Origin of the sequence: Aeromonas sp. TW 6, assembly GCF_013168745.1 — a bacterium.
GTDB lineage: Bacteria > Pseudomonadota > Gammaproteobacteria > Enterobacterales > Aeromonadaceae > Aeromonas > Aeromonas caviae.
Map to the genome: position 1 here is coordinate 1 of NZ_JABERS010000063.1, position 21227 is coordinate 21227.

The following is a 21227-nucleotide window of genomic DNA, read 5'->3' on the forward strand; positions in this document are numbered from 1 at the left end:
CATCGAACTTGGGGAGGTGCGGCGGCTGGTGATGGATGAGTTTGCCCTGCACAAGGGACACCGCTATGCCACCGTGATCATGGATGCCGAGCGAACCCGCGTCCTGTGGGTGGGGCACGGCAACAGCAGGGCCGCTATCCGTCCCTTCTTCGAGCAGCTCGGCGAGCGATGCCAGCAGATTGAAGCGGTGGCGATGGACATGAACACGGCGTTCGACCTGGAACAGCAAGATGGCCATCAAGCGACGAGCATGCCCTTTATCACGCGTGGCATGGATGATTTTGTGAATGCGGCGCCGTTGTGGTCGTGGCAGGGGTGGTAGGATAGGCATCAACTCAGTCCTTTTGGTGTGGCTTGTTTTGTTTCGCGCCTAATGAGATCGCACAAACTGGACTGAGTTCCCTTCCTCCTGTGATCTACTATTCGGAACAGCTATTTAGAGCATGGTCACCGGAGTGAGCATCTCCTCGGTCAGGAGGCAAAATGCACTCAGGATGGCCAAGGCCCCGACAACGCCGGAAGGTGTTGCCGCGCGTTGACTCTTCTGGGCAGAGAGGGCCTGCACATTGTGCTGCTGGATCTTCTCCACCACGGCCATGGCACCCATGTCCAGATGACGGTAGAAGCTGGCATTGAGCTGGGTCAGATGCAGCAATGACTGGCGCATCCGTTCGAAGGTCTTTTTGCAAACCGGATCTTGTTTGTGCCAAAACCCTTCAAGGGAGCCTCTTGTCGTCAGACCTGGCAGATCATAGAGGGCCCGCCCCATGCAGAAGGTCGGCACATGGTGCAACAGGGCGGAGAGGCCTACCGTGCTGTTGATGGTGATAACCCCTTTGAGCAGTGGATAGAGGGTGGGCAGTGGCAGCTCATAGCCATAGAACACCCGCCCTTCCAGCCCGAGCAGTGTCACCAACCGGTTGATCTGGGATTGATAACTGACATAGCCCCGATCCATGGGGTGGTGCTTGAACAGCAGCACATCCTCACGGCGGGCGTGCTCGGCGAAGGAGTTCATCACCTGGGCGACCATCTCTTCCACCCCGCTCAAATCCGAATGCTCCCGGATCTGAAAGTCTTCGGTGACCTGCAGCGGCACGAAGAAGATATGCCCCTTGTGCCGGGGCAGGGCCTTGAGCAGGGAGTGGTCGCTCCATCTGTGCTTCCACTTCACCAGGCCCCCAGCGACCCAGCCCCTGGCCTCCTGATAGAGACTCCAGGGCCTGTGATTGACGAAATGGGGGTAGCGCCAGCGCAACAGGTTCTTGTTGATGTGGTAGCGGCTGGCATACCAGGCCCGGCGGGCGAAGGTCTTGCCCACCTTCAGCGGCGCCTCATAAGGCGCTGGCCATGTCATCTCGGCCAGCGAGTCACGCTTGGCATAGAGCGGGCTGAAGGCATTGACGCCCCCTTGCTCCAGGGTCACGAAGTCGGGACGCAGGTAGCCCTCCTCCATGGCCCAGACACGGATTTTTTTCAGCTTGCAGATACGGATGGCCTTCTGATGGTAGTAACGGCAATCACCGTAACAGATGAGACTGTCGATGCCATGGCGCTTGATGAAGCGGCGAAAGAAGGTGTTCCAGGTATCCGGCTTGCCGGTGAAGCGTTCGCTATGGCCCACGCAGCGCCAGCACTCATCCCCCCCGTTGAAATGGATCTTGTAGACCTCGTGGCCAGCGTCGGAAAGCGCCTGGCTGAGGGTCTGAAAGAAGGGGCCCAGCGGTCCTTGCAGCAGCAAAATCTTCATGTACGACTTATCTCATCAACTGGGGAAGGGAGGGGCGTTGCAGCAGGGTCTGTGCCAGATAACTCAGCTTGACTTGCCAGCGCTGCCAGCGGCTCGACTTGCGGGTAGATGATTGGCCTTGTGTGGCCAGTTGGCGGATCAACTGTTCCGGACTTATCCAGAGTCCGCTCTGCCAATCGATATAGAGCGGATAGGCTACCAGGGTCAGATAGACCAGTGCCGCCAGGGGGAGTGAGCGCTGGCGCCGGGCCGGGGGATGGGCATCTGTGGTCAGCCCCCAGCCGCTGTAGAAGGGCTGGCCCCAGGTCGTCACCTTGACCCCTTGCACCAGCGCCTCGAAGCCGCTCAGAGAAGTCATGGTGTGCAGCTCGTCCACGTGGGGATAGAGGCTGGTCAGGCCGATATCCAGCACCTGGCTGTCCACGCACTCCGCCAGGCAGGCCGCAGAAATAGCCCCGGCCCGATTGCCCGCCACCACATCCGGGTGGGGTTTGTAGAGGATGTGGGCCTCTGGTTTGGCGGCGCGCACCGCCCAGAGCAACTGCTCGTTGCTGCGAATGGTCGGGCTGCCGGTCAGGATGGAGGCATCCCCATCCACCTGGCCCACCACCAGCACCAGGGGACGGCCATCGGCGGGGGGCGTGAAGTGCGCCGGGGCGCCGACATTGTATTTGCTCACCTTGTTTTCGCGCAGCAGGGTGAGCAGTTGCTCACCCCGGTCGAGCTGTGACCGGGTCAGCTCCTGGTAATTGAGCAACTGCTCGAGCCCGCTGGGGCTGCGGCTGTCGAAATAGATCCCGACCGGATCCAGCGACAGGGAAGAGGGGCGACACAGGTTGGAGCCAAGCCCCTTGGAGCGGATAAAGCCATCTTCCACCCGAATAGCCGAGGTGAGCTCGGGGTAACGACTGCCCCACACCAGCACTTGCTCGTCACCGGTCAGCCGTTTTGGCGGCTTGCGCACAAAGCAGAGTTCCTCGGCCAGGGGCCGGCAGAAGGCCTGCATAAAGGCGCGCTTCCACAAGGAGAACCCCACCAGATAGAGCCTGCGCCAGCGGGGAGCGGCCTTCTGCTGGCGGGCGATGATGGCGATCACCTCTTCCACCTCGCAGCGTTGACCAAGCACGGGATCCAGATAGCGGGGATAGCAGATCAGCGCCGCCGCCACCAGTTGGGCCAGTGACACCTGAACGTTGCGGCGTTTACACGATTTGCTGTCCTGGGTCAGGCCCCAACCCGCATAAAACGGCATGCCGAAGCAATACACCGATTTGCCGAGCAGCAGCGCCTCGAAGCCGAGCTGGGATGACACCGTGTAAACGGCGTCCACCAGGTTGAGCAGGGCATGGGGATGACAATGGTCGGCAACGATCTCTACATCGCTCAGTTTCAGTCTGGCCAGCACGCCACGCTTCTTGCCAAAGCGGGTATCCGGGTGGGTGCGAAGCAAGAGGCGGGCATCGGGATGATTGCGCCGCGCCGCCTCCACCATGGCGATAAAATCCGCCTCGCTGGCCAGAGCGCCGGGAATGGAGAGATCCCCGGCCACCTGATCCACCAGCAAGACTCTGGGTCTGCCATCTTGCAGCAGGCGCTGGGCCAGCGCCACAGGCAGCCCGGCGACATCCTTCGCCGTCAGGTTGGTCGCCGAACAAGAAGAGAGAGAGGCGGGTCGCCCGGCATAGCAGTTGTATTTGGTGACCCCAAGGCGTACCAGTTCATGGACAAGCCGCTCGGCTCGCGCCAGCATGGCGGCGTCGCAGGGGGTGGCGATCAGCTGTTCAAGCTGGCTGGGTTGGCGGGCATCGTAATAGATACCGACAGGATCGGCGATAAGGGACACCGCCTTGCCACCCTTGGCCGGATGGCCGATATAGCCAATAAAGCCATCTTCCAGCTGCCAATAGGGCAGGCCCAGTGACGTCGCTTTCCGCCTTATTTGATAGGTATTGGCCTTTTGACCCCAGCCCACTATCACGTCATTGTCAGCAAACGGCATATTGTCGTGGAAGAGATGTAACTGGCAGCCAAGCATAGGTTCAATATTTGCTTTTCTGGCCAGGATGCCTTTTGAACCTGTCAATAATTTCATTTTTGCTCTACGTGGTAGAAAACTCCCCGTATCGGAACGGGGAGTGGGATTCAGATAAATAGATCTGCATCGAGTAATGACTTGGCAACGCTGTCTTTTGCGGACGTAATGATATCGCAATCCAGAGCCGGCCATTCAATTGCAATGGAGTCATCATTCCACTTAATGCCTCGATCACTGCTGGGGGCATAATAATTGGTAGTTTTGTACAAGAACTCAGCAGTGTCAGTCAATGTGATAAAACCGTGGGCAAACCCTTCCGGGATCCACAGCTGCCGCTTGTTTTCCCCAGAAAGGTGAACCCCCACCCATTGTCCGAAGGTCGGCGAGCTTTTACGGATATCTACTGCTACATCAAACACCTCACCCGCGACACAGCGCACCAGTTTACCCTGGGCGTGGGGAGGCAGTTGATAGTGCAAGCCGCGTAATACGCCTTTGGATGATTTGGAGTGGTTATCTTGTACAAAGGTCACGCTACGACCTATGGCCGCTTCGAATTGCTGGTGATTAAAACTCTCAAAGAAAAAACCACGGTCATCGCCGAACACTTTCGGCTCAAAGATAAAAACATCGGGGATCTTGGTTTGAATAACATTCATCATGAATACCTGGTGTATAAATGGGGCTGATAGCCCCATGGGGACATTATTACTTCAGCATTTTCAACAGATACTGACCGTAGGCGTTCTTTTTCAACGGCTCCGCCAGTTTCATCACCTGCTCGGCAGTGATAAAGCCTTTGTGGAACGCAATTTCTTCAGGACATGCCACTTTCAATCCCTGGCGATGTTCGATGGTCTGAATAAAGTTGCTCGCCTCAATCAGGCTTTCATGGGTGCCGGTATCGAGCCAGGCATAGCCACGGCCCATCATGGCGACCGACAAATTCCCCTGCTCAAGGTAGATACGGTTCACGTCGGTAATTTCCAGCTCACCACGAGGAGAAGGCTTCAGGCTCTTCGCAATCTCCACCACGCTGTTATCGTAGAAATAGAGGCCGGTCACTGCATAGTTGCTCTTGGGCTCGAGTGGCTTCTCTTCCAGAGAAATCGCCGTTCCCTGTTTATCAAATTCCACTACCCCATAGCGCTCTGGATCATGCACGTGATAGGCAAACACGGTGGCGCCATAAGGCTTGGCTGCGGCAGCCTCCAACTGTTTCTGCAGGTCGTGGCCATAGAAGATATTGTCACCCAGCACCAGGGCACAGGGGTCAGAGCCAATAAACTCTTCCCCCAGAACAAAGGCTTGTGCCAGGCCATCCGGGCTCGGTTGTACCTTGTATTGCAGATTCAAGCCCCACTGGCTGCCATCACCCAGCAATTGCTCAAAACGAGGGGTATCCTGCGGAGTACTGATGATCAAGATATCGCGGATCCCCGCCAGCATCAGGGTGCTCAGCGGATAATAGATCATCGGCTTGTCATAGATGGGCAGCAACTGTTTGCTGACGGCCATGGTGACGGGATAGAGACGAGTGCCAGAGCCACCGGCCAGAATAATACCTTTACGTTTGTTCATCGTACTTGATTTCTTATCTTTGAATTATGTAACCCATCAAAGTGAGTGCGCTTGCATAACACTCATTTTGCGTTTTATCCCTACTGGAGCGTGAACCGGTATACTCACGCTGTCTTTATTTTCTTATTTTCCGATGATCTCGGTCAGCATTCGCTCGACACCGACAGTCCAGTCCGGCAGGCGCAGATTGAAGGTGCGCTGGAACTTGGTGGTATCGAGTCGCGAGTTATGGGGACGTTTGGCCGGCGTTGGAAACGCGCTGGTCGGTACGGCATTGACTTGTGTGACCGCCAGTTCAACCCCGGCAGCCCTCGCTTTGGCAAACACCAGCTGGGCATAGTCAAACCAGGTCGTGGTGCCGGAGGCGATCAGATGGTAGAGCCCCGCCACTTCGGGTTTGTGTTGCGCGGACCGGATCGCATGAGCGGTGCAGTCGGCCAGCAGTTCGGCTCCGGTCGGAGCGCCAAATTGATCATGGATGACCGACATTTCACTGCGCTCCTTGCCAAAACGCAGCATGGTCTTGGCAAAGTTGGCGCCACGGGCGGCGTAGACCCAGCTGGTGCGGAAGATCAGATGGTGAGCACAAAGCGCTGCTGCCTGTTCCCCAGCCAGCTTGGTCTCCCCATAGACATTGAGCGGAGCTGTCTCATCGCTCTCGACCCAAGGACGTTCGCCACTGCCATCGAAGACGTAATCGGTAGAGTAGTGGACCAACCAGGCTCCCAACGCCTCGGCTTCTTTGGCTATCGCAGCCACGCTGGTGGCGTTGAGCAGCTCGGCGAATTCCCGCTCGCTTTCCGCCTTGTCGACGGCGGTATGGGCCGCAGCATTCACAATCACATCCGGCTTGAGCAGGCGCACCGTTTCCGCCACGCCGGCCGGGTTGCTGAAATCACCGCAATAGTCGGTGGAATCAAAATCAACCGCGGTAACCCGGCCCAATGGGGCGAGTGAGCGCTGCAACTCCCAGCCTACCTGACCATTCTTGCCGAACAACAGGATATGCATCAGGCACGCTCCCCGTAGTTCTGCTCAATCCAGGATTGATAGGCCCCGCTTTTGACGTTGTTGACCCACTGCTGATTGTCCAGGTACCACAGCACGGTTTTGCGGATGCCGGATTCGAAGGTCTCTTGCGGCTGCCAATCCAGCTCGGCGCTCATCTTGCTGGCATCGATGGCATAACGATGGTCGTGGCCGGGGCGGTCGGCCACATAAGTGATTTGATCACGATAGGACCCTGCTTTCGGCACCATCTCATCGAGCAGATCGCAGATGGTGTGTACCACCTCCAGGTTCTGCTTCTCGTTGTGGCCACCGATGTTGTAGGTCTCACCCATCACCCCCGTGGTGACCACGGTATAGAGTGCACGGGCATGGTCTTCCACATAGAGCCAGTCACGGATCTGGTCCCCCTTGCCATAGACAGGCAGCGGCTTGCCATCCAGAGCATTCAGGATCACCAGCGGGATCAGCTTCTCGGGGAAGTGATAGGGGCCATAGTTGTTGGAGCAGTTGGTGACCACGGTCGGCAGACCGTAGGTACGGCGCCAGGCACGGACCAGATGGTCGCTCGATGCCTTGGAGGCGGAATAGGGGCTGCTCGGGGCATAAGGGGTCGTTTCGGTGAAGAGCGGCAACGCCTCACCGGGAGCCACTTCATCGGGATGGGGCAGGTCGCCATATACCTCGTCGGTGGAGATATGATGGAAGCGAAAAGCCGCCTTGCGCGTCTCGTCCAGCACGTTCCAATAGGCACGGGCGGCTTCCAGCAGCATATAGGTGCCGACGATATTGGTTTCGATGAAATCGGCAGGGCCGGTGATGGAGCGATCGACGTGGCTCTCGGCTGCCAGGTGCATCACGGCATCGGGTTGGTGGGCGGCAAAGACCCGATCCAGCTCGGCGCGGTTGCAGATATCTACCTGCTCGAACGCATAGCGATCGCTGCCTGAGACCTCAGCCAGGGATTCCAGGTTGCCCGCATAGGTCAGCTTGTCGAGGTTGACCACTGAGTCTTGGGTATGCTGGATGATATGGCGAACAACCGCAGAACCGATAAAACCGGCACCACCAGTCACAAGGATTTTCATATCGTTTCTCTCTTTTTTTCTGCGCTTAAGGGGTTAATAAAGATTTAAGTTGCTCGATTTCTGTATCTTTCTGGGCGAGCTTATTCTCATAAGATTGAACTACCAAGTCCAATCTTTTTTGAATGTCTGCGACTTGGTTTTTACATTTCTCCTGAATTTTAAAGTCTTCGGGGGTGAAATCTGTGTCTTGATTGCCATGAATATTCGTGTAAACATTTTTCAGAGTTTTATCAGAGCAAAAAGACATCCTTTGAATGTTATTTACACAAATATCGCCTTTTGCGAACACAGCGATATAATCACTCCATCTGTCTTCTTGCAAATGAGAGAATTGTGCGCTGGTAAATGACTCCAGTAGCGTCACACCATAGCCACAACGACGCCCCCAAGTTTCTAGAGCCTTTCCTGAATCAGGGTAAAAGCGCCAGCAGTCGACAGGGTATCTATGTATGTATCCGTTACTTGGAACATTCATATAGATAAGGCCACCAGGCTTCAAAATTCTTAGCATTTCACTGAATGAGAGCCAAAATAGCTCTGAATGCTCAAGGCAGGAGCTGGTCACGACAACATCGGTAGATGCATCTTCGACAGGGAGCCGGTAAGGATCGCTGATCAAGATATCAACACCTTTCCCTTGGGTAAAGTCCAAGCCAGTATAGATAATATTATCTTTGCATACAAAGAAATCTCTGATACTACCATTCACATCTTGCGAACCTATCTCAATTATATTGAGAGGTTCTGAAATATCTTTAATGTAAGTATCGAAGAATTTTTTGCCAAAATATAGAGCGGATGGATGCATAAAACCCTACTTAAATAATGGTGTGGCGGCAAATTCAGTTTTAACATATCAGGTTGCTGGCACAAGGAGATGGTAATGCCAAACATACTGGTAAATATATTTTACTTGATTGGAATCAACGATTAGCAAGAGCGCAAGGCAGATTGCTTGGCATTATGTGCTAGTTGCATTCTTTTTTCATGAGAGTGAGACAAGGTTTTAATTGCATTTACCCATAGTTCACTGTCGTTCTCAAGCAAAATACCATCGACATTCTGCCTCACTATTCCTTTATAGGGTGCACGGTTGCTATATATTCCTACCGCGCCCATTCGAACAAAGTCATAGAATTTCACAGGGCCTCTTGCTGCATTGAACGCAGAGTCGAGTAATGGTGCCAATCCAATATCTATACGCTGAGTTTTGGTGTAAACCAAATAGTTTTCCCAAGACATAGGATGGAGCACTGTGACGCGGGGAATGTTGCGATATAGTTTATATATATCGTGGTCGCCAAATATTTCAAACGTGACATTTTGGCATAACTCCATAACGCTATTAATGACATCATACAGCCAAATCTTCTCATCTCTATGAGAACCTGTTCCATGATAAGCCACTCTTAGCATTGGTGTGTGTTCAAGTAGATGGCTAGGTGGTACCGGATTGATAACTGTGGGGTCAAAATGAGCGTATTTTTTTCTCAGGTAAGGGGTTGACACCCAAAACTCATCACAATATGAAGTAATCCATTGGTGTTGAGCGGAAGCTCGTCGTAATATTTTTTTTCGATAATCTTTAGGCAAACGTTGCAATGCTGCTGGGTCTAACAAGTCATCATCCATGAAATAAATGATTCTTGATAGCTTATCAATATCCAACTCAATTTTAGCCTGCCAGTGTGAAGATATAAATCTGATGATGACGATAGCATCGTCAGATTGGATTGAAAGATGACTAAGGTCGTTACCGTCTTTTAGTATTACCTCTATATCTTTAAACTGTGCGGCTATACTCTGTTGAAAATAGGCCAGTGTCGGCGAATTACCTTCATGTAAGATGATCACTCGTCGACATGGACCATGTAATAGAGAGCTAAGACCATGTTCTTTTTTATTTAATTTTCGGTATTTTTTGAATAATACCTTTCTGATCATTTCATCCATGGCAATACCACATTGGGAGCATGACTAAGTGAGAAGTCCGGGCGGTCATAGCTCAAATTGGGATTATAAGCTGGATCGTGCTTCAGCCGCTGCGCCCAGCGCTTCTTCATATAACGCAGTTCCTTTTGTGCTCGCGCCAACTGTTGTGGCGTCACGTCCTTGCCACGAGAGACCGATTCATGGTGATAGAGTTCGGCAAACGGAGTCCAGACAATTCGCCAGCCAGCCTCACCAGCCCGTAGGCAATAATCCACATCGTTGAAGGCAACGGGCAGATTGAGATCATCCAAACCACCCAGTGACAAGAATAGCTCTCGATGGGTCAACAAACAAGCTGCTGTAACGGCAGAGAGCTCCTGCGCGCAAACGGCTCTGCGTTGATAGCCGGGGTCATCAGCGGTGAGGCCTGCATGAAAGTGATCGGCGCAGCCACCGGGACCGACGGCATCGCCACCATGCTGTACTCTACCGTCGCCATAATAGAGCTTGGCACCTACCACGCCGACGCCTGGACGCAGCAGATGAGAGACCATCTCTTCCAACCAGCTCGGGCTCATGACCTCTGTGTCGTTATTGAGCAAACAGATGAGCTCACCACTGGCCTGGCCCACGGCCGCATTGTTAATGGCCGAATAGTTGAACGGATGGTCATAAGGGATCACCCGCACCCCGTATTCCTGGGCAGCATGGGCCAGATAGGCCAGGGTATCGGCCTCGTCACTCTGGTTGTCCATCACCAGGATTTCCAGATTGGGATAGCGTGTCTGCCGTACCAGACTGTCAATGCAGGGCTTGAGATGAGCCAGGCCATTGCGGGTGGGGATGACCACCGATACCCGAGGCAGCTGGGCTGGCAATGGCCAGTGCCAGCGGCAGATCCCGTGGGGCGCAGGGGATAGCGTCACACCCGAAGGCATCACTTGGCTCGCCTGAGCGATCAGCCCATGATCATCCTGCTCTTCACCGGGTTGATGCATCATCAGCACCGGAATATGTGCTATCTGTCCTGCATCCAACTGCCGGGAAAGTAGCAGCCATTGGTGATGACAGCTGACCCGGTCGGCAGGCACGAGAGGTTCACCTTGCTCGCGCCACAGGGCACACCAACCTATGTAGTTCTGGCCGTGCAGCAGTGTTTCATTCCAATCCGGTTTGAAGTGGGGAGAGTGGCGTTTGCCACTGTGATCCAGCAGATCGTGATCCCCGTAGATCCATTTTACATGAGGAGTCATACGTAACTGGTTGGCGACCCAAAAGAGCGCGGCAGGCGCGATCTCTGCCCCAAGGGGGATGGCCCAATGCCAGGTTTCGGCAGTGTGCTCCGACTCAGGTCTGTCAGCGCTCTGCTCCAGCAAGGTGACATGGCTTGTCGGGTAGCAGAGTGTCTCTATGCTGGCAAGGGTGCGCTGCCGTGCCGTGCTATCTCCTTCCCCCACCAGATGCAGACAGACATGGGGCAAGTTGTCCCAACGAGCCAGCACACGGGTGATCATCTGGCGATCACCTGGCAGCAAGGTATCGAAGCTGGCCAGCCAGTGTTCGTAGGCGTGCAGGGGTCTGTCATCACGCAGATTGCCAACCAGTTCATATGCCAGAGGAAGATTGGTGAACCACAGATGCCAGGATAACCCCAGTCGCCTGCGCTTTTGAGCATTCAGCTGCCCGTAGAAGGGCCATACCCGGCGCAGACGGCGCCAGAGGCTCTCGATGGACGACACCTGACGAATCTGGCCGACCTCAACCTGGCAATCAGCCCCTTCACTGCTCGCCAACAGGGCGAGTTGACTGGCCCCCTTGGGGAGATGGACCAGCTCTTGCAATGTGCCACGGCGCGTTACGGGCAGTGTTTTTTCATGCCAGCGTCCCTGGCGGCATTGCCAGCGTAACCGGGTTTTCCCCCGTGGCTGACGAGCCTGGACTTTGCCCTGAATAAAGAGCCAGCCAGATCGCAACGAAAAAGAGTCTGGCAGCGTCAAGGGCTGCCAATGGCAATCGCTATGCATAACAAGTTTCACAATCCGAAGAAGAGGGCACCCAGTTTGGCCACAGGCGTGACCGGCAAACGTGGGTAAGAGAAACACTAATGTGGCGGTGTCAACCCATCCATTTCTTCATTCTGGCACCAAGCCAGGAGCGACCAGAGGGGGAGCCATCTGCAGGAAGGGCTGCGAGTCGCTCGTTCAGGGCGGCCATTTCTGCTTTTACTCTGGGGGCCAGGGCGGCGGCAAGCAGACAAGTCTCATCGTTGCGATCATGGGCCTTGAAATAGGCCTTGTGCTTGACCCGGTTCGCGGTGGCCGCACTGCCCCGCAGATGCTTGCCGAGCAGAAACTCTTCCAGTGATTTGACGGCATAGTGATTAACCCTCACCCCGCTCCAGAGCACCTCGGCACTGACTCCGTTGCCATGCTTGGGATGCAGTATCACGTCATTGCCCAAGGCATCGACATAACGGCCATAGCGCAAGTCGGCGTAGTGAGGATTATGAAAACGATTCACCCGCTGTGGCCTCACGACGCTTTTGAAATTGTGGTGAACATTGAAAGATTGAGGCGCGCGCTTGGTAAAACGCTCAGTCACCAGGCCGTCCTCGGCAAACAGCTCGCCACTGGAACCAAAATTTGACCAGTTCAGGGCGAGAGCACTGACGCTCTCATCCTGAAAGCGGGAAGCAAGAAAATCGGTCAGCCCAAGATCATCAGTCAATGGCAATAAAAATTCATCGGCATCGATAAAGGCAAGCAGATCAACCTCGGGGGGGCAGCTACGCAATATACGCTCGTAGGCAGGTAATTGCGGTTTTTGATTATCCAGATCGGGCTGCTCAAATGTGCTCACAATCCCCAATCTGGCGAGAGAGGCAAGCAGTTCTGTACTACCGTCGCGACTACCATTATCGGCAATCATAAATCCGGTCACACCTAATACCCGGTGGTAGGCAATCCACTCAAGCAGACCTGAATATTCATCTTTAATGATGGCAGCAATATAGAGGTTCAATTTATCGTCCAATTGATAATCAGGGTGTAGTGCCGGTTTCATCCTATAGATGAATACCGGCACAAATTAGCGCGGTTGCCTTATATGGTGGGGGAGAAGGTCAACTCCTCCAGCCAGGTAATGAGGCCATCAGACTCCAACCCCAGGGTGATACGGTCAGAGAAGGGCACAGCGATATTGAAGCCGCAGCACAATCTGGGGTGATTGTCTGCGGGTTGCTGCAAGATGGCAGCAACAACGTCAGGCCGTTTGGCATTGAAAGCAAAGCTATATGTCGCGGTACCTGTCTTGATGGCAAGCCGGGGGGAGGCCTCTCCTTGTGCCAGCAGCCAACCCTGAAGCACGATACGGCCATGGGTGAGGGTGAACGGCTCCTTGCGTGAGGGTGAATCGATATGCCAGCGCAGCTGGCCACCCGAGGTAGCCAGTGACGATGTCATCAGGGTGTAAGTGGTTGTCATCCAGTTTTGATACTCGTGTCATTTTATTGTTGTGATGGGCGCCTCTTGCGAGGATCGTGACAATGTCTGCCATCCTCCGCTCATCTCCCCTTTGCTCACAGGCGAGACTGCCTTGGCGCCATATTCTGGCTGCACATGCAGGCCTCCCTTTGGTGCAAAGAGTCTACCCCAACTCAGGGGGGGGTTGTCATCCTCAGACCTTTTCCTTGCGCATCTAGTGGTGTCGGTCACTCAGTCGCTGGAAGTGTTCGTTCAGGCAGAAGGTGTCGGCCAGTCTCAGGCTCTTGCAGACTCTCTTCTTGCACACATATCTTGCCGTCAGTCTATCCGCCCAGTGACGGGAGTGCTGGCACATCCAGATCGGCAATCGTCTTTTGGATATAAAAAGCGTGCTTCTGATTGCTCGTCTGCAAGGTGTGAAGATAATTCGCTCGTTCCAAGGCCGACAGGGTGAGTATTTTTCGTTTGCAATCGTGCGAAACCGAGTAGTTCGACTCTGGTGCCTGCACCAGGAAGCGAGTGGTGATCTCACAGATGACCAGATCAGGCTGCTCATGGGCCACTATCTCGTCATCGATGCTGGCCCCCGACAAGACATAGACCACCTTGGCAAACGCATTGGCGAGATAAGGGATCATGTTGTAGGCAAAGGAGTCGCCAAACACGACAACGCTGTGCGCCAAGGACGCCTCTGGGTTTTGAAAGACCTGGATCAAGCCCCTGCTTTTTAGGCGATTGTCAAAGACCAGGTGTTGGAGGGCGGGGGAAAAGTCCGCCTTCATTAACGCTTGGTCGGTCGGCGTTGGAAGCTTCACACCAAGATCCCCAGTGTCCTTGACAATACGAAAGGCAAAGGGGAAGGGCTCTTTCAATGACAAACCCAGCTTGCATAGCATATGGTCAACGGCGATGCCGGCACCATAGTCGGTCCAGTGGGTATCCTGCTTTGAATAGGTGGCGTCACCAGCCTGACTCAATGCTTCTCTTGGATACATGATACCTGCTCGCTGGAAGTGAACAAGAAACTGCTCCACTGGCGTAATGTCCGCTTTTGGGTGCGGATAATAGTGTGGAAGCACCAGTTCCTTGGCGGGTGCCAGCATAAAGACTCGCTTTGCTTGGCGATTATCCACGCATTGATTGAGCGCAGAAAAATAGGCTTGCCATAAAGAGAGGCATTCATCGGATATCAATGTCTGCCCGATAAATTGCGCCACGCTGTTATTGTTGTCATTGTCTAAAAAAAGGTGACCTGATTTTCCAAGCAGTATTTTCGCTGCAGGAAAAACATCCACTCTTGCCCCCCAGGCTACCTTATTCTCGACAATAAAACCGACATCAAAGCCGCCAGAGAAAGTGATGGGAATAAGAAACCCGCAGAGTGCGTCGGCATCCATATCGCGTTTTTTTGATACGTCAGGCCTGACTCTGTTGCATTTAAAGGCGTATTCACCATGCTGATGCCTGACCACTATGTCTACGGACTTTTTATTGTGCAGTGCCCATCCTGATAGCTTGAGCATCGAAGAGGCAAAGAGCGTGATCTCTTCGGTCCTGGGGGTGTCAATGGCAAACCCCAGATCGGCAACTCCATGTTGCAACGGGGTGACCATAATCTGTTTGGTCATCACATCTGGCATATCAGTTCTCAAAATCACTCTTTGTCGCGGTAGCCCCCAGCCAGATCCCCTTGGTGATGGCTGGGGAGCGCACGGGCAAGCCCGCCATCAATCAGAACCGAAAAGATCCCGGGTATAGACCTTGTCGGTGACATCGGTGAGCTCAGCGGCCATGCGGTTGCACAGAATGACGTCGCTCACGGCCTTGAACTCCTCCAGGCTGCGGATGACCCGGGAGTGGAAGAAGCTCTCCTCCTTGAAGGTAGGCTCGAAGATCACCACCTCGATCCCCTTGGCCTTGATCCGCTTCATGATCCCCTGGATGGCGGATGAGCGGAAGTTGTCCGAGCCCGCCTTCATCACCAGGCGGTGGATACCGACTACCTTGGGGTTGCGGCGCAGCACGCTGTCGGCAATAAAGTCCTTGCGGGTGGTATTGGCATCGACGATGGCGCGGATCAGGTTGTTGGGCACCTGGTGGTAGTTGGCCAGCAACTGCTTGGTGTCCTTGGGCAGGCAGTAACCGCCGTAGCCAAAGGAGGGGTTGTTGTAGTGGCTGCCGATGCGCGGATCCAGGCCAATCCCTTCGATGATCTGGCGGCTGTCAAGGCCATGAGCCTGGGCATAGGTGTCCAGCTCGTTGAAGTAAGCCACCCGCATGGCCAGATAGGTGTTGGCAAAGAGCTTGATGGCCTCGGCCTCTGTGCTGCCGGTCAGCAGCACGGGCACATCCTGTTTGATGGCGCCCTGTTGCAGCAACTCGGCAAAGCGTTGGGCCCGCTCGCTGCGCTCGCCGACCACGATGCGCGAAGGGTGCAGGTTGTCATAGAGCGCCCGGCCTTCGCGCAGGAATTCGGGGGAGAACATCAGGTTCTCGGTACCCAATTCACTGCGCATCCGCTCGGTAAAGCCCACCGGAATGGTGGATTTTATCACCATTACCGCCTGCGGGTTGATGGCCATCACATCGCGGATCACCGCCTCGACCGTGCCGGTATTGAAGTAGTTGGTCTCGGGATCGTAGTCGGTAGGGGTGGCGATGATCACAAAGTCGGCCGCTTCATAGGCCTCGAATTTATCCAGCGTCGCCTTGAGATTAAGCGACTTGTCCGCCAGATAGGTCTCCAGCTCTTTATCGGCGATGGGAGATTGACGGCGATTAATCAGTTCAACTTTTTCTGGCACCACATCCAAGGCTATCACCTGATGGTGTTGGGCTAGTAGTACCGCATTGGAAAGACCTACATAGCCTGTACCCGCGATTGTTATTTTCATATTAGCCTCGTCATAAAAAAACATTGTGTCTACATCAACACACGAATAAATAAAGCTGATTAATAGTAAGGATTTATGAAATCACTTTGAGACTAATACATCCAATGTCTGAGTATTGGCCTTTAATTCAACAACGGCTAGTCCGGCAGTATTTAGTGCATAAAAGTCAACACTAGATATAGATACTCTAGGCAGTGTTATTGACACTGTGAAGCCGCATCCAATACCATCACCAATTCCAGCTTGTTTTACATCAGGCCTGTCATGAAATGATATTGAGTCTGGACAAATTAATATAGTGTTATTTATAACCATCGCAATACTGCTACATGGTTTTTTACCATTACCGACAGCCCAGCCTCTAATAACTATAGCATGGCTATTTTTATTAATTGTATCAACAAACCCAACCCCCATCATTTGGGTGGTTTGATAAAGTGGCTCGTTACTCTTCTCTATCGATGGTTGATATCCATTGTCAAGTAGTCTTTCATTGATGGTTTTAATTTGACATTTCACTTTTCTTAAAAACCATGATGGAATATGTTGTTCAACATCGTTCAAGTCATGATTTTTGAAAAACTGCAGATTTCTACCAAGACTATCTTTTAGGGTTGTAGCTCTACCTCGAGCTGCCTTCTTATTTAAGAACTCAGACTTTGATTTTATAACATAATGATTAAGCCTAATGACTGACCAGTCAATCACATCGCTTATTCCATCATGGTTATGTTGCTGCGCTCCATTTGGCATGACAAATTTCTTATCCGATTTAATAATAAAAGCATGGGGTGTTGACCCGGTTTCAATAAAATCAGAAACGCGAACTATTGATTTATAGTGCCGATTAACGGGATGAAGATCAGCTGCTCTCTTGACAAAACGCTCTATGACAAGACCATCATCGGGTAAAATTGAATGAGAGGAACCATATACAGCCCAGTTGAGCGATATGGCACCAATTGTCTGATCATTTAATAGTGATGTAAGTTTATTTAAACCATCTTCATAGTTACTGGGTGAAATAAATTCATCTGCATCAATAAATGCCGCCCACTTATCTTTGCCAAGCATTGATAATATTTTACTGTACGCTCCCAATTGTGGAGGAACGCCATCCTGTGTCGGATAGTCAACCCTTTTAATAAGCTTAGCCTTGTCTAGAAAATGTAAAAGCTCACTGCCACCATCAGAACTTATATTGTCTGCAATATAAAAATCTTGTATGCCCAGCACCATGTGATAGGCTAACCACTCGATAATAAAAGGTTTCTCATTTTTAAATATAGAAGCTATTGATATCATGCCTTCTCCTTTGAAGCTATAAAATTAAACCAGAAAGTATATCTCTCATCGGAGATGGGTCGCACATCTAGGTCTGCTATGGTGATATATTATATACGCCATAATTTATTATATATGATTTCCAGTTATTTCAAGTGCCCCGCCAACCCCTCATGAAAGAATTATCACTGGAATTATATTAACAGAGTCTATTATTGCATTAAGATAATCTTCCCAAGAGTCAATGTTGGAATATAGAGTGTTTGGACACTTATTATTAGTGCTACTAAATACTCATCATCATCTAACATCATTCGAGTCAAACGGTTTTGTTAACGGCACTTAAGACTAGTTAAGAGGATACATGTAAAAGCAGCCTTGCAATCGATGCTTTTGAGCGAGGATGATCTGGCTGCAATTTTTCCGCTTGCTCAGCGGCCATTATTGCATCAGCAAAGTTACCGGCAGCTTCGTTGTAATCAGCAAGATCACACCACCCCAAGAAGCTAGCTCCATCCACTCCAACTCCCACTAGAGCGACATCACGCGCCTCAGTAGCACGTTTGTCTGAAAACAGAATTCTTGCGAGAATCCGGTAAGCATTGCCATAACTAGGCGCACTATGTACGGCTAACCTACCGTAAGCTTCTGCTTCTTGTAACCGTTTCAATTTCCACAGACATTCTGCTATCAAAACCAGCATAGCGGGACTTACTTTACGCTGCGTGATCGCAATTTGAGAAACTTCAAGCGCATGAACCAAATAGCTATTATCTGCGGTTAGCTTTAGTACTGAAAATAGAAAATCATCATCAAATCCGATCAAATCCTTTTGAAACTCTAAGTCCAGGAGCAAATTCCAAGCACCACTTGAAGACAGTAAATCCATGAAGCTTCGCTGATAATCTGGCATTATTTTCTGGAATTTTGCTATCTTTCGCAGACAAGCTTCCTTAACTGCGACTGAACGCGACCTTTTCCCCAAGCAGTAAAAGTAGCGAGGTGTTTTACGGCGATTGCGAGCCAGAATACTGCACTCTCGGGCGGTCAATGTGCCAGCCAATGCCCCCTCCACAAAAGCGGAAAGAACGCCGACCTCATTCATGTACCCTGCAATGATGTGTCCAACCAGTGGCATCTTGAAAGGGATAAGGTTTGCTTGCTCTAAGCGAGCGACATGCTTACTGTCGAGGTCGAACAATGGGTCATATGCAACGAAAACGGACTTTGCCTTAGAGGCGCCGATACGAGCATCCGCAAAGTCGCCTGACCAATCTTGACTTCGTCCTTCTTGGTATCGAGTTTCCCACGGGACCAAACGGGGATTCAAAGTAGATTGGGGATTGAACGCAATGACCGATGCGCCAGGTATCGCATCAGCGAATGTCATAGCTGCAAAACCTCCCATTGAGGAGCCATACAAAAAAACCTGATCAAACTGGTTCACCAAACTCTGCAAATAGTTGGAACGAAAGAATTCGTGTAGATCTCGTCCTCGATACCACTCAACTGCTTTCGGTTTAACTCCAACAACAGCGTAGCCCCGATTATGTAACCACATCCCGCCCCAAGGTTCGCGAAGACCATCAGGCCGTGGCCGACTCGGTTGGTCAGCATTCTCAAAAGTAAAAACAAGTTTCGTTGCTCCCTCCACCGGAATATAGTCAATAAAGTACCCCGGTAAGTCAAACGAAAGAAAGCAAATTCCATTTACATATTTACGTTCTGTAGGAAACATAATTGCCACTTAAATAAGAGAAGTCGATGCTGGTAGCAGTGGGTTTAGTATCATCGTGTTAGATAACCGTTATTGAAACACGAAATTTTTATAGCCACTATCACCGTTTATTGTCTACGGTGTCAATCAGACCGTATTTTACATCATTGTAAGAACGCTGCCAGACATGTGCGCTATCGTTGCCCTCCAGCCCCATCTATTCTGGTATAAAAATACGTACAACAATAAAGCCCATACTGTTTAATAGTAAGGAGATGATTTATTAATTGTATTTTTGTTTATCAAACCACTTATTAAGTGATCTGAGGTTTTAGGCCCTAATCATGGGTAATCAGGTAATTCATTACAATTTTAAACCAAGTTTAAAGTTAACTCTTCATTGAGTGGGAATTCTAAACTAGCTAATCCAGCCTGATTTAAAGTGTATACCTGAACGCTTGATATAGTTTGAGTGGGGAGCGACAACGTGCATATAAATCCAGATCCGACCCCATCACCAATTCCTGCCTTTTTTACATCAGGCCGGTCATAAAATGATATCGAGTCTGGATGTATCAAAATGGAGTTATTTATAACCACTGCAATACTATTGCATGGTTTCTTGTCATTATCTACAGCCCAGCCTTTAAGGACTATAGCACTACCATTTTTTGTAATTGAATCAATAAAGCCAACCCCCATATTTTTGTTAGTCTTATAAAGAGGCTCACCACTTATGTCTATGAATGGTTGATATCCATTATCAAGTAATTTTTCATTGATAGTTTTAATTTGGCGCTTAACTTTTCTTAAAAACCATGATGGAATATGTTGCTCAACGTCGTTCAAGTCATGATTTTTAAAGAACTGCAGATTTCTACCAAGACTATCTTTTAGGGTTGTAGCTCTACCCCGAGCCGCCTTCTTATTTAAGAACTCAGACTTTGACTTTATCACATAATGATTCAATCTAATGGCTGACCAGTCAATAACTTCGCTTATTCCATCAAGATTGTGCTGCTGCTCTCCATTTGGCATGACAAATTTCTTATCCGATTTAATTATAAAAGCATGGGGTGTCGGCCCTGTTCTAATAACATCAGAAACGCGAACTATTGATTTGTAGTGCCGATTAACGGGATGACGATCTGCCGCTCTCTTGACAAACCGCTCTATGACAAGACCATCATCAGGTAAAATTGAATGAGAAGAACCATATACAGCCCAGTTGAGAGATATAGCACCATTTGCCTTATCATTTAATAGTGGTGTTAGTTTATTTAAACCATCTTCATAGTCATTTGGTGAGATGAACTCATCTGCATCAATAAATGCCACCCACTTGTCTGCATCAAGCATTGATAATATTTTGCTGTACGCTCCCAGTTGTGGGGGAACGCCATCCTGTGTCGGATAGTCAACCCTTTTGATTAGCTTTGCTTTGTCTAGAAAATATAAAAGCTCACTACCTCCATCAGAGCTTATATTATCTGCAATATAAAAATCTTTGATACCCAGTACCATGTGATAGGCTAACCACTCTATAATAAAAGGTTTTTCATTTTTGAAAATGGCGGCTATTGATATCATATTTTCTCCTTTAAAGAGATTAATAGTAATGAAAATATATATTTAGTTATATATTTCTATTATTTTGAAAGCTGAAGACCAATAATATCACTGCCTTCGGTAGAAACTGTTAGGGGAAGTTCATCTAGGAGGCCATTTCCATCTATTTTACGGAAGGGGATAGTATCTGAAATTAGCGATTTTATTGTTTTTTTAGGTTCCCCCCATTCAAGAATGTTGGTGAGATAAAAATCATATCGGTCATCAGATATAGGGAGCATGTCTATATCAGGCCTAGCTATGGGGTGATATAGTCCCATGATTGGGAAATATATTTTTTTAGCTGTTTCCGATAGCCAGCTTGCCAACCATGAAAAAGTACTTATTGCTGGAATTATATTAATGGAAGTTCTTATTACATTAAAGTCATCTTCCCACGAGTCAAACTTGGGGTATAGGGCATCAGGGAACTTATTTTTTAGTGCTATTGAATACTCATCATCACCTAACTGGCCAACAAAAACAGGTTTTAAACCAGTCTCATTTATTATCTTTTCATAGAATGACAATGGAACAGGAATATAGTTTTTATGAATACCAGTAGATATTTCAGCACCTCTAGGGAAGGTGCGAATAAGCGGGGAAATTCTTCTCGGCTGACTCAGTCATTTCATTTCTTCATGTTTGAGCCGATTTTTTCTCCCGTAAATGCCTTGAATCAGCCTATTTAGACCGTTTCTTCGCCATTTAAGGCGTTATCCCCAGTTTTTAGTGAGATCTCTCCCACTGACGTATCATTTGGTCCGCCCGAAACAGGTTGGCCAGCGTGAATAACATCGCCAGTTGGTTATCGTTTTTCAGCAACCCCTTGTATCTGGCTTTCACGA

Annotated in this window: 18 protein-coding genes and 3 pseudogenes; 2 read left to right on the forward strand and 19 right to left on the reverse strand. The window is 50.5% G+C overall.

Features of this window, described 5'->3' with window-relative positions; genetic code table 11:
- Positions 1-223 (forward strand): annotated as a pseudogene (locus HKD46_RS19545) (transposase); the annotation flags it as partial.
- On the opposite strand, the pseudogene HKD46_RS19550 reads toward HKD46_RS19545, so the two are convergent.
- The 16 genes and pseudogenes from HKD46_RS19550 to HKD46_RS19625 all read right to left on the reverse strand — a co-directional run.
- A pseudogene (locus tag HKD46_RS19550) lies at positions 203-331 on the reverse strand (IS630 family transposase); the annotation flags it as partial. The pseudogenes HKD46_RS19545 and HKD46_RS19550 overlap by 21 nt on opposite strands.
- Positions 332-436: 105 nt before the next feature.
- Positions 437-1750, reverse strand: a complete 1314-nt coding sequence (locus HKD46_RS19555) for a capsule biosynthesis protein (protein WP_161470643.1) — start codon at positions 1748-1750, stop codon at positions 437-439.
- Positions 1751-1757: 7 nt separating this feature from the next.
- The gene (locus HKD46_RS19560) at positions 1758-3785 is read right to left on the reverse strand and encodes a capsular polysaccharide biosynthesis protein (RefSeq protein ID WP_235673886.1); all 2028 of its coding nucleotides are present in this window, start codon (positions 3783-3785) and stop codon (positions 1758-1760) included.
- Between the two features lie 107 nt (positions 3786-3892).
- Positions 3893-4444, reverse strand: a complete 552-nt coding sequence (rfbC, locus tag HKD46_RS19565) for a dTDP-4-dehydrorhamnose 3,5-epimerase (protein ID WP_161470645.1) — start codon at positions 4442-4444, stop codon at positions 3893-3895.
- A 49-nt stretch (positions 4445-4493) separates the two neighbouring features.
- Positions 4494-5366 carry a glucose-1-phosphate thymidylyltransferase RfbA gene (rfbA, locus tag HKD46_RS19570; protein WP_171865836.1) on the reverse strand — a complete coding sequence of 291 codons (873 nt, stop codon included), beginning with the start codon at positions 5364-5366 and terminating at the stop codon, positions 4494-4496.
- Positions 5367-5489: 123 nt separating this feature from the next.
- Positions 5490-6377 carry a dTDP-4-dehydrorhamnose reductase gene (rfbD, locus tag HKD46_RS19575; protein WP_171865837.1) on the reverse strand — a complete coding sequence of 296 codons (888 nt, stop codon included), beginning with the start codon at positions 6375-6377 and terminating at the stop codon, positions 5490-5492.
- Positions 6377-7462 (reverse strand): dTDP-glucose 4,6-dehydratase, encoded by a 1086-nt coding sequence (gene rfbB / locus HKD46_RS19580; protein ID WP_171865838.1) that lies wholly within the window; start codon positions 7460-7462, stop codon positions 6377-6379. Before rfbB ends, rfbD begins: the two co-directional genes overlap by 1 nt.
- A gap of 25 nt (positions 7463-7487) precedes the next feature.
- A complete protein-coding gene (locus tag HKD46_RS19585; RefSeq protein ID WP_171865839.1) occupies positions 7488-8270 on the reverse strand; it encodes a class I SAM-dependent methyltransferase in 783 nt (260 codons plus the stop codon).
- A 122-nt stretch (positions 8271-8392) separates the two neighbouring features.
- Positions 8393-9415: a glycosyltransferase family 1 protein gene (locus HKD46_RS19590; protein WP_171865840.1), complete on the reverse strand. Its 1023-nt coding sequence runs from the start codon at positions 9413-9415 to the stop codon at positions 8393-8395.
- On the reverse strand, positions 9403-11418 hold the full coding sequence (locus tag HKD46_RS19595) for a glycosyltransferase (RefSeq protein WP_171865841.1): 2016 nt from the start codon (positions 11416-11418) through the stop codon (positions 9403-9405). The genes HKD46_RS19590 and HKD46_RS19595 overlap by 13 nt, the downstream gene beginning before the upstream one ends.
- Before the next feature lie 91 nt (positions 11419-11509).
- Positions 11510-12457 carry a glycosyltransferase family 92 protein gene (locus HKD46_RS19600; protein ID WP_235673885.1) on the reverse strand — a complete coding sequence of 316 codons (948 nt, stop codon included), beginning with the start codon at positions 12455-12457 and terminating at the stop codon, positions 11510-11512.
- A 38-nt stretch (positions 12458-12495) separates the two neighbouring features.
- Positions 12496-12876: a hypothetical protein gene (locus HKD46_RS19605; RefSeq protein WP_171865842.1), complete on the reverse strand. Its 381-nt coding sequence runs from the start codon at positions 12874-12876 to the stop codon at positions 12496-12498.
- Positions 12877-13199: 323 nt separating this feature from the next.
- Positions 13200-14528 (reverse strand): alginate O-acetyltransferase AlgX-related protein, encoded by a 1329-nt coding sequence (locus tag HKD46_RS19610; RefSeq protein WP_171865843.1) that lies wholly within the window; start codon positions 14526-14528, stop codon positions 13200-13202.
- 75 nt (positions 14529-14603) lie between these two features.
- Positions 14604-15770, reverse strand: a complete 1167-nt coding sequence (locus HKD46_RS19615; protein ID WP_171865844.1) for a nucleotide sugar dehydrogenase — start codon at positions 15768-15770, stop codon at positions 14604-14606.
- Positions 15771-15851: 81 nt separating this feature from the next.
- Positions 15852-17075, reverse strand: coding sequence for a glycosyltransferase family 2 protein (locus tag HKD46_RS19620; protein WP_171865845.1), 1224 nt, complete (start codon positions 17073-17075; stop codon positions 15852-15854).
- Between the two features lie 331 nt (positions 17076-17406).
- The gene (locus tag HKD46_RS19625; protein ID WP_171865846.1) at positions 17407-18792 is read right to left on the reverse strand and encodes a tetratricopeptide repeat protein; all 1386 of its coding nucleotides are present in this window, start codon (positions 18790-18792) and stop codon (positions 17407-17409) included.
- 72 nt (positions 18793-18864) lie between these two features.
- Between HKD46_RS19625 and HKD46_RS21650 the strand changes: the two genes are divergently transcribed.
- Positions 18865-19002 carry an IS1 family transposase gene (locus HKD46_RS21650; RefSeq protein WP_171865847.1) on the forward strand — a complete coding sequence of 46 codons (138 nt, stop codon included), beginning with the start codon at positions 18865-18867 and terminating at the stop codon, positions 19000-19002.
- 141 nt (positions 19003-19143) lie between these two features.
- On the opposite strand, the gene HKD46_RS19635 is transcribed toward HKD46_RS21650, so the two are convergent.
- The 3 genes and pseudogenes from HKD46_RS19635 to HKD46_RS19645 form a co-directional block, all read right to left on the reverse strand.
- Positions 19144-20361: a glycosyltransferase family 2 protein gene (locus tag HKD46_RS19635; protein WP_171865848.1), complete on the reverse strand. Its 1218-nt coding sequence runs from the start codon at positions 20359-20361 to the stop codon at positions 19144-19146.
- Between the two features lie 59 nt (positions 20362-20420).
- On the reverse strand, positions 20421-20909 hold the full coding sequence (locus HKD46_RS19640; protein ID WP_171865849.1) for a hypothetical protein: 489 nt from the start codon (positions 20907-20909) through the stop codon (positions 20421-20423).
- 199 nt (positions 20910-21108) lie between these two features.
- Positions 21109-21227 (reverse strand): annotated as a pseudogene (locus tag HKD46_RS19645) (IS5/IS1182 family transposase); the annotation flags it as partial.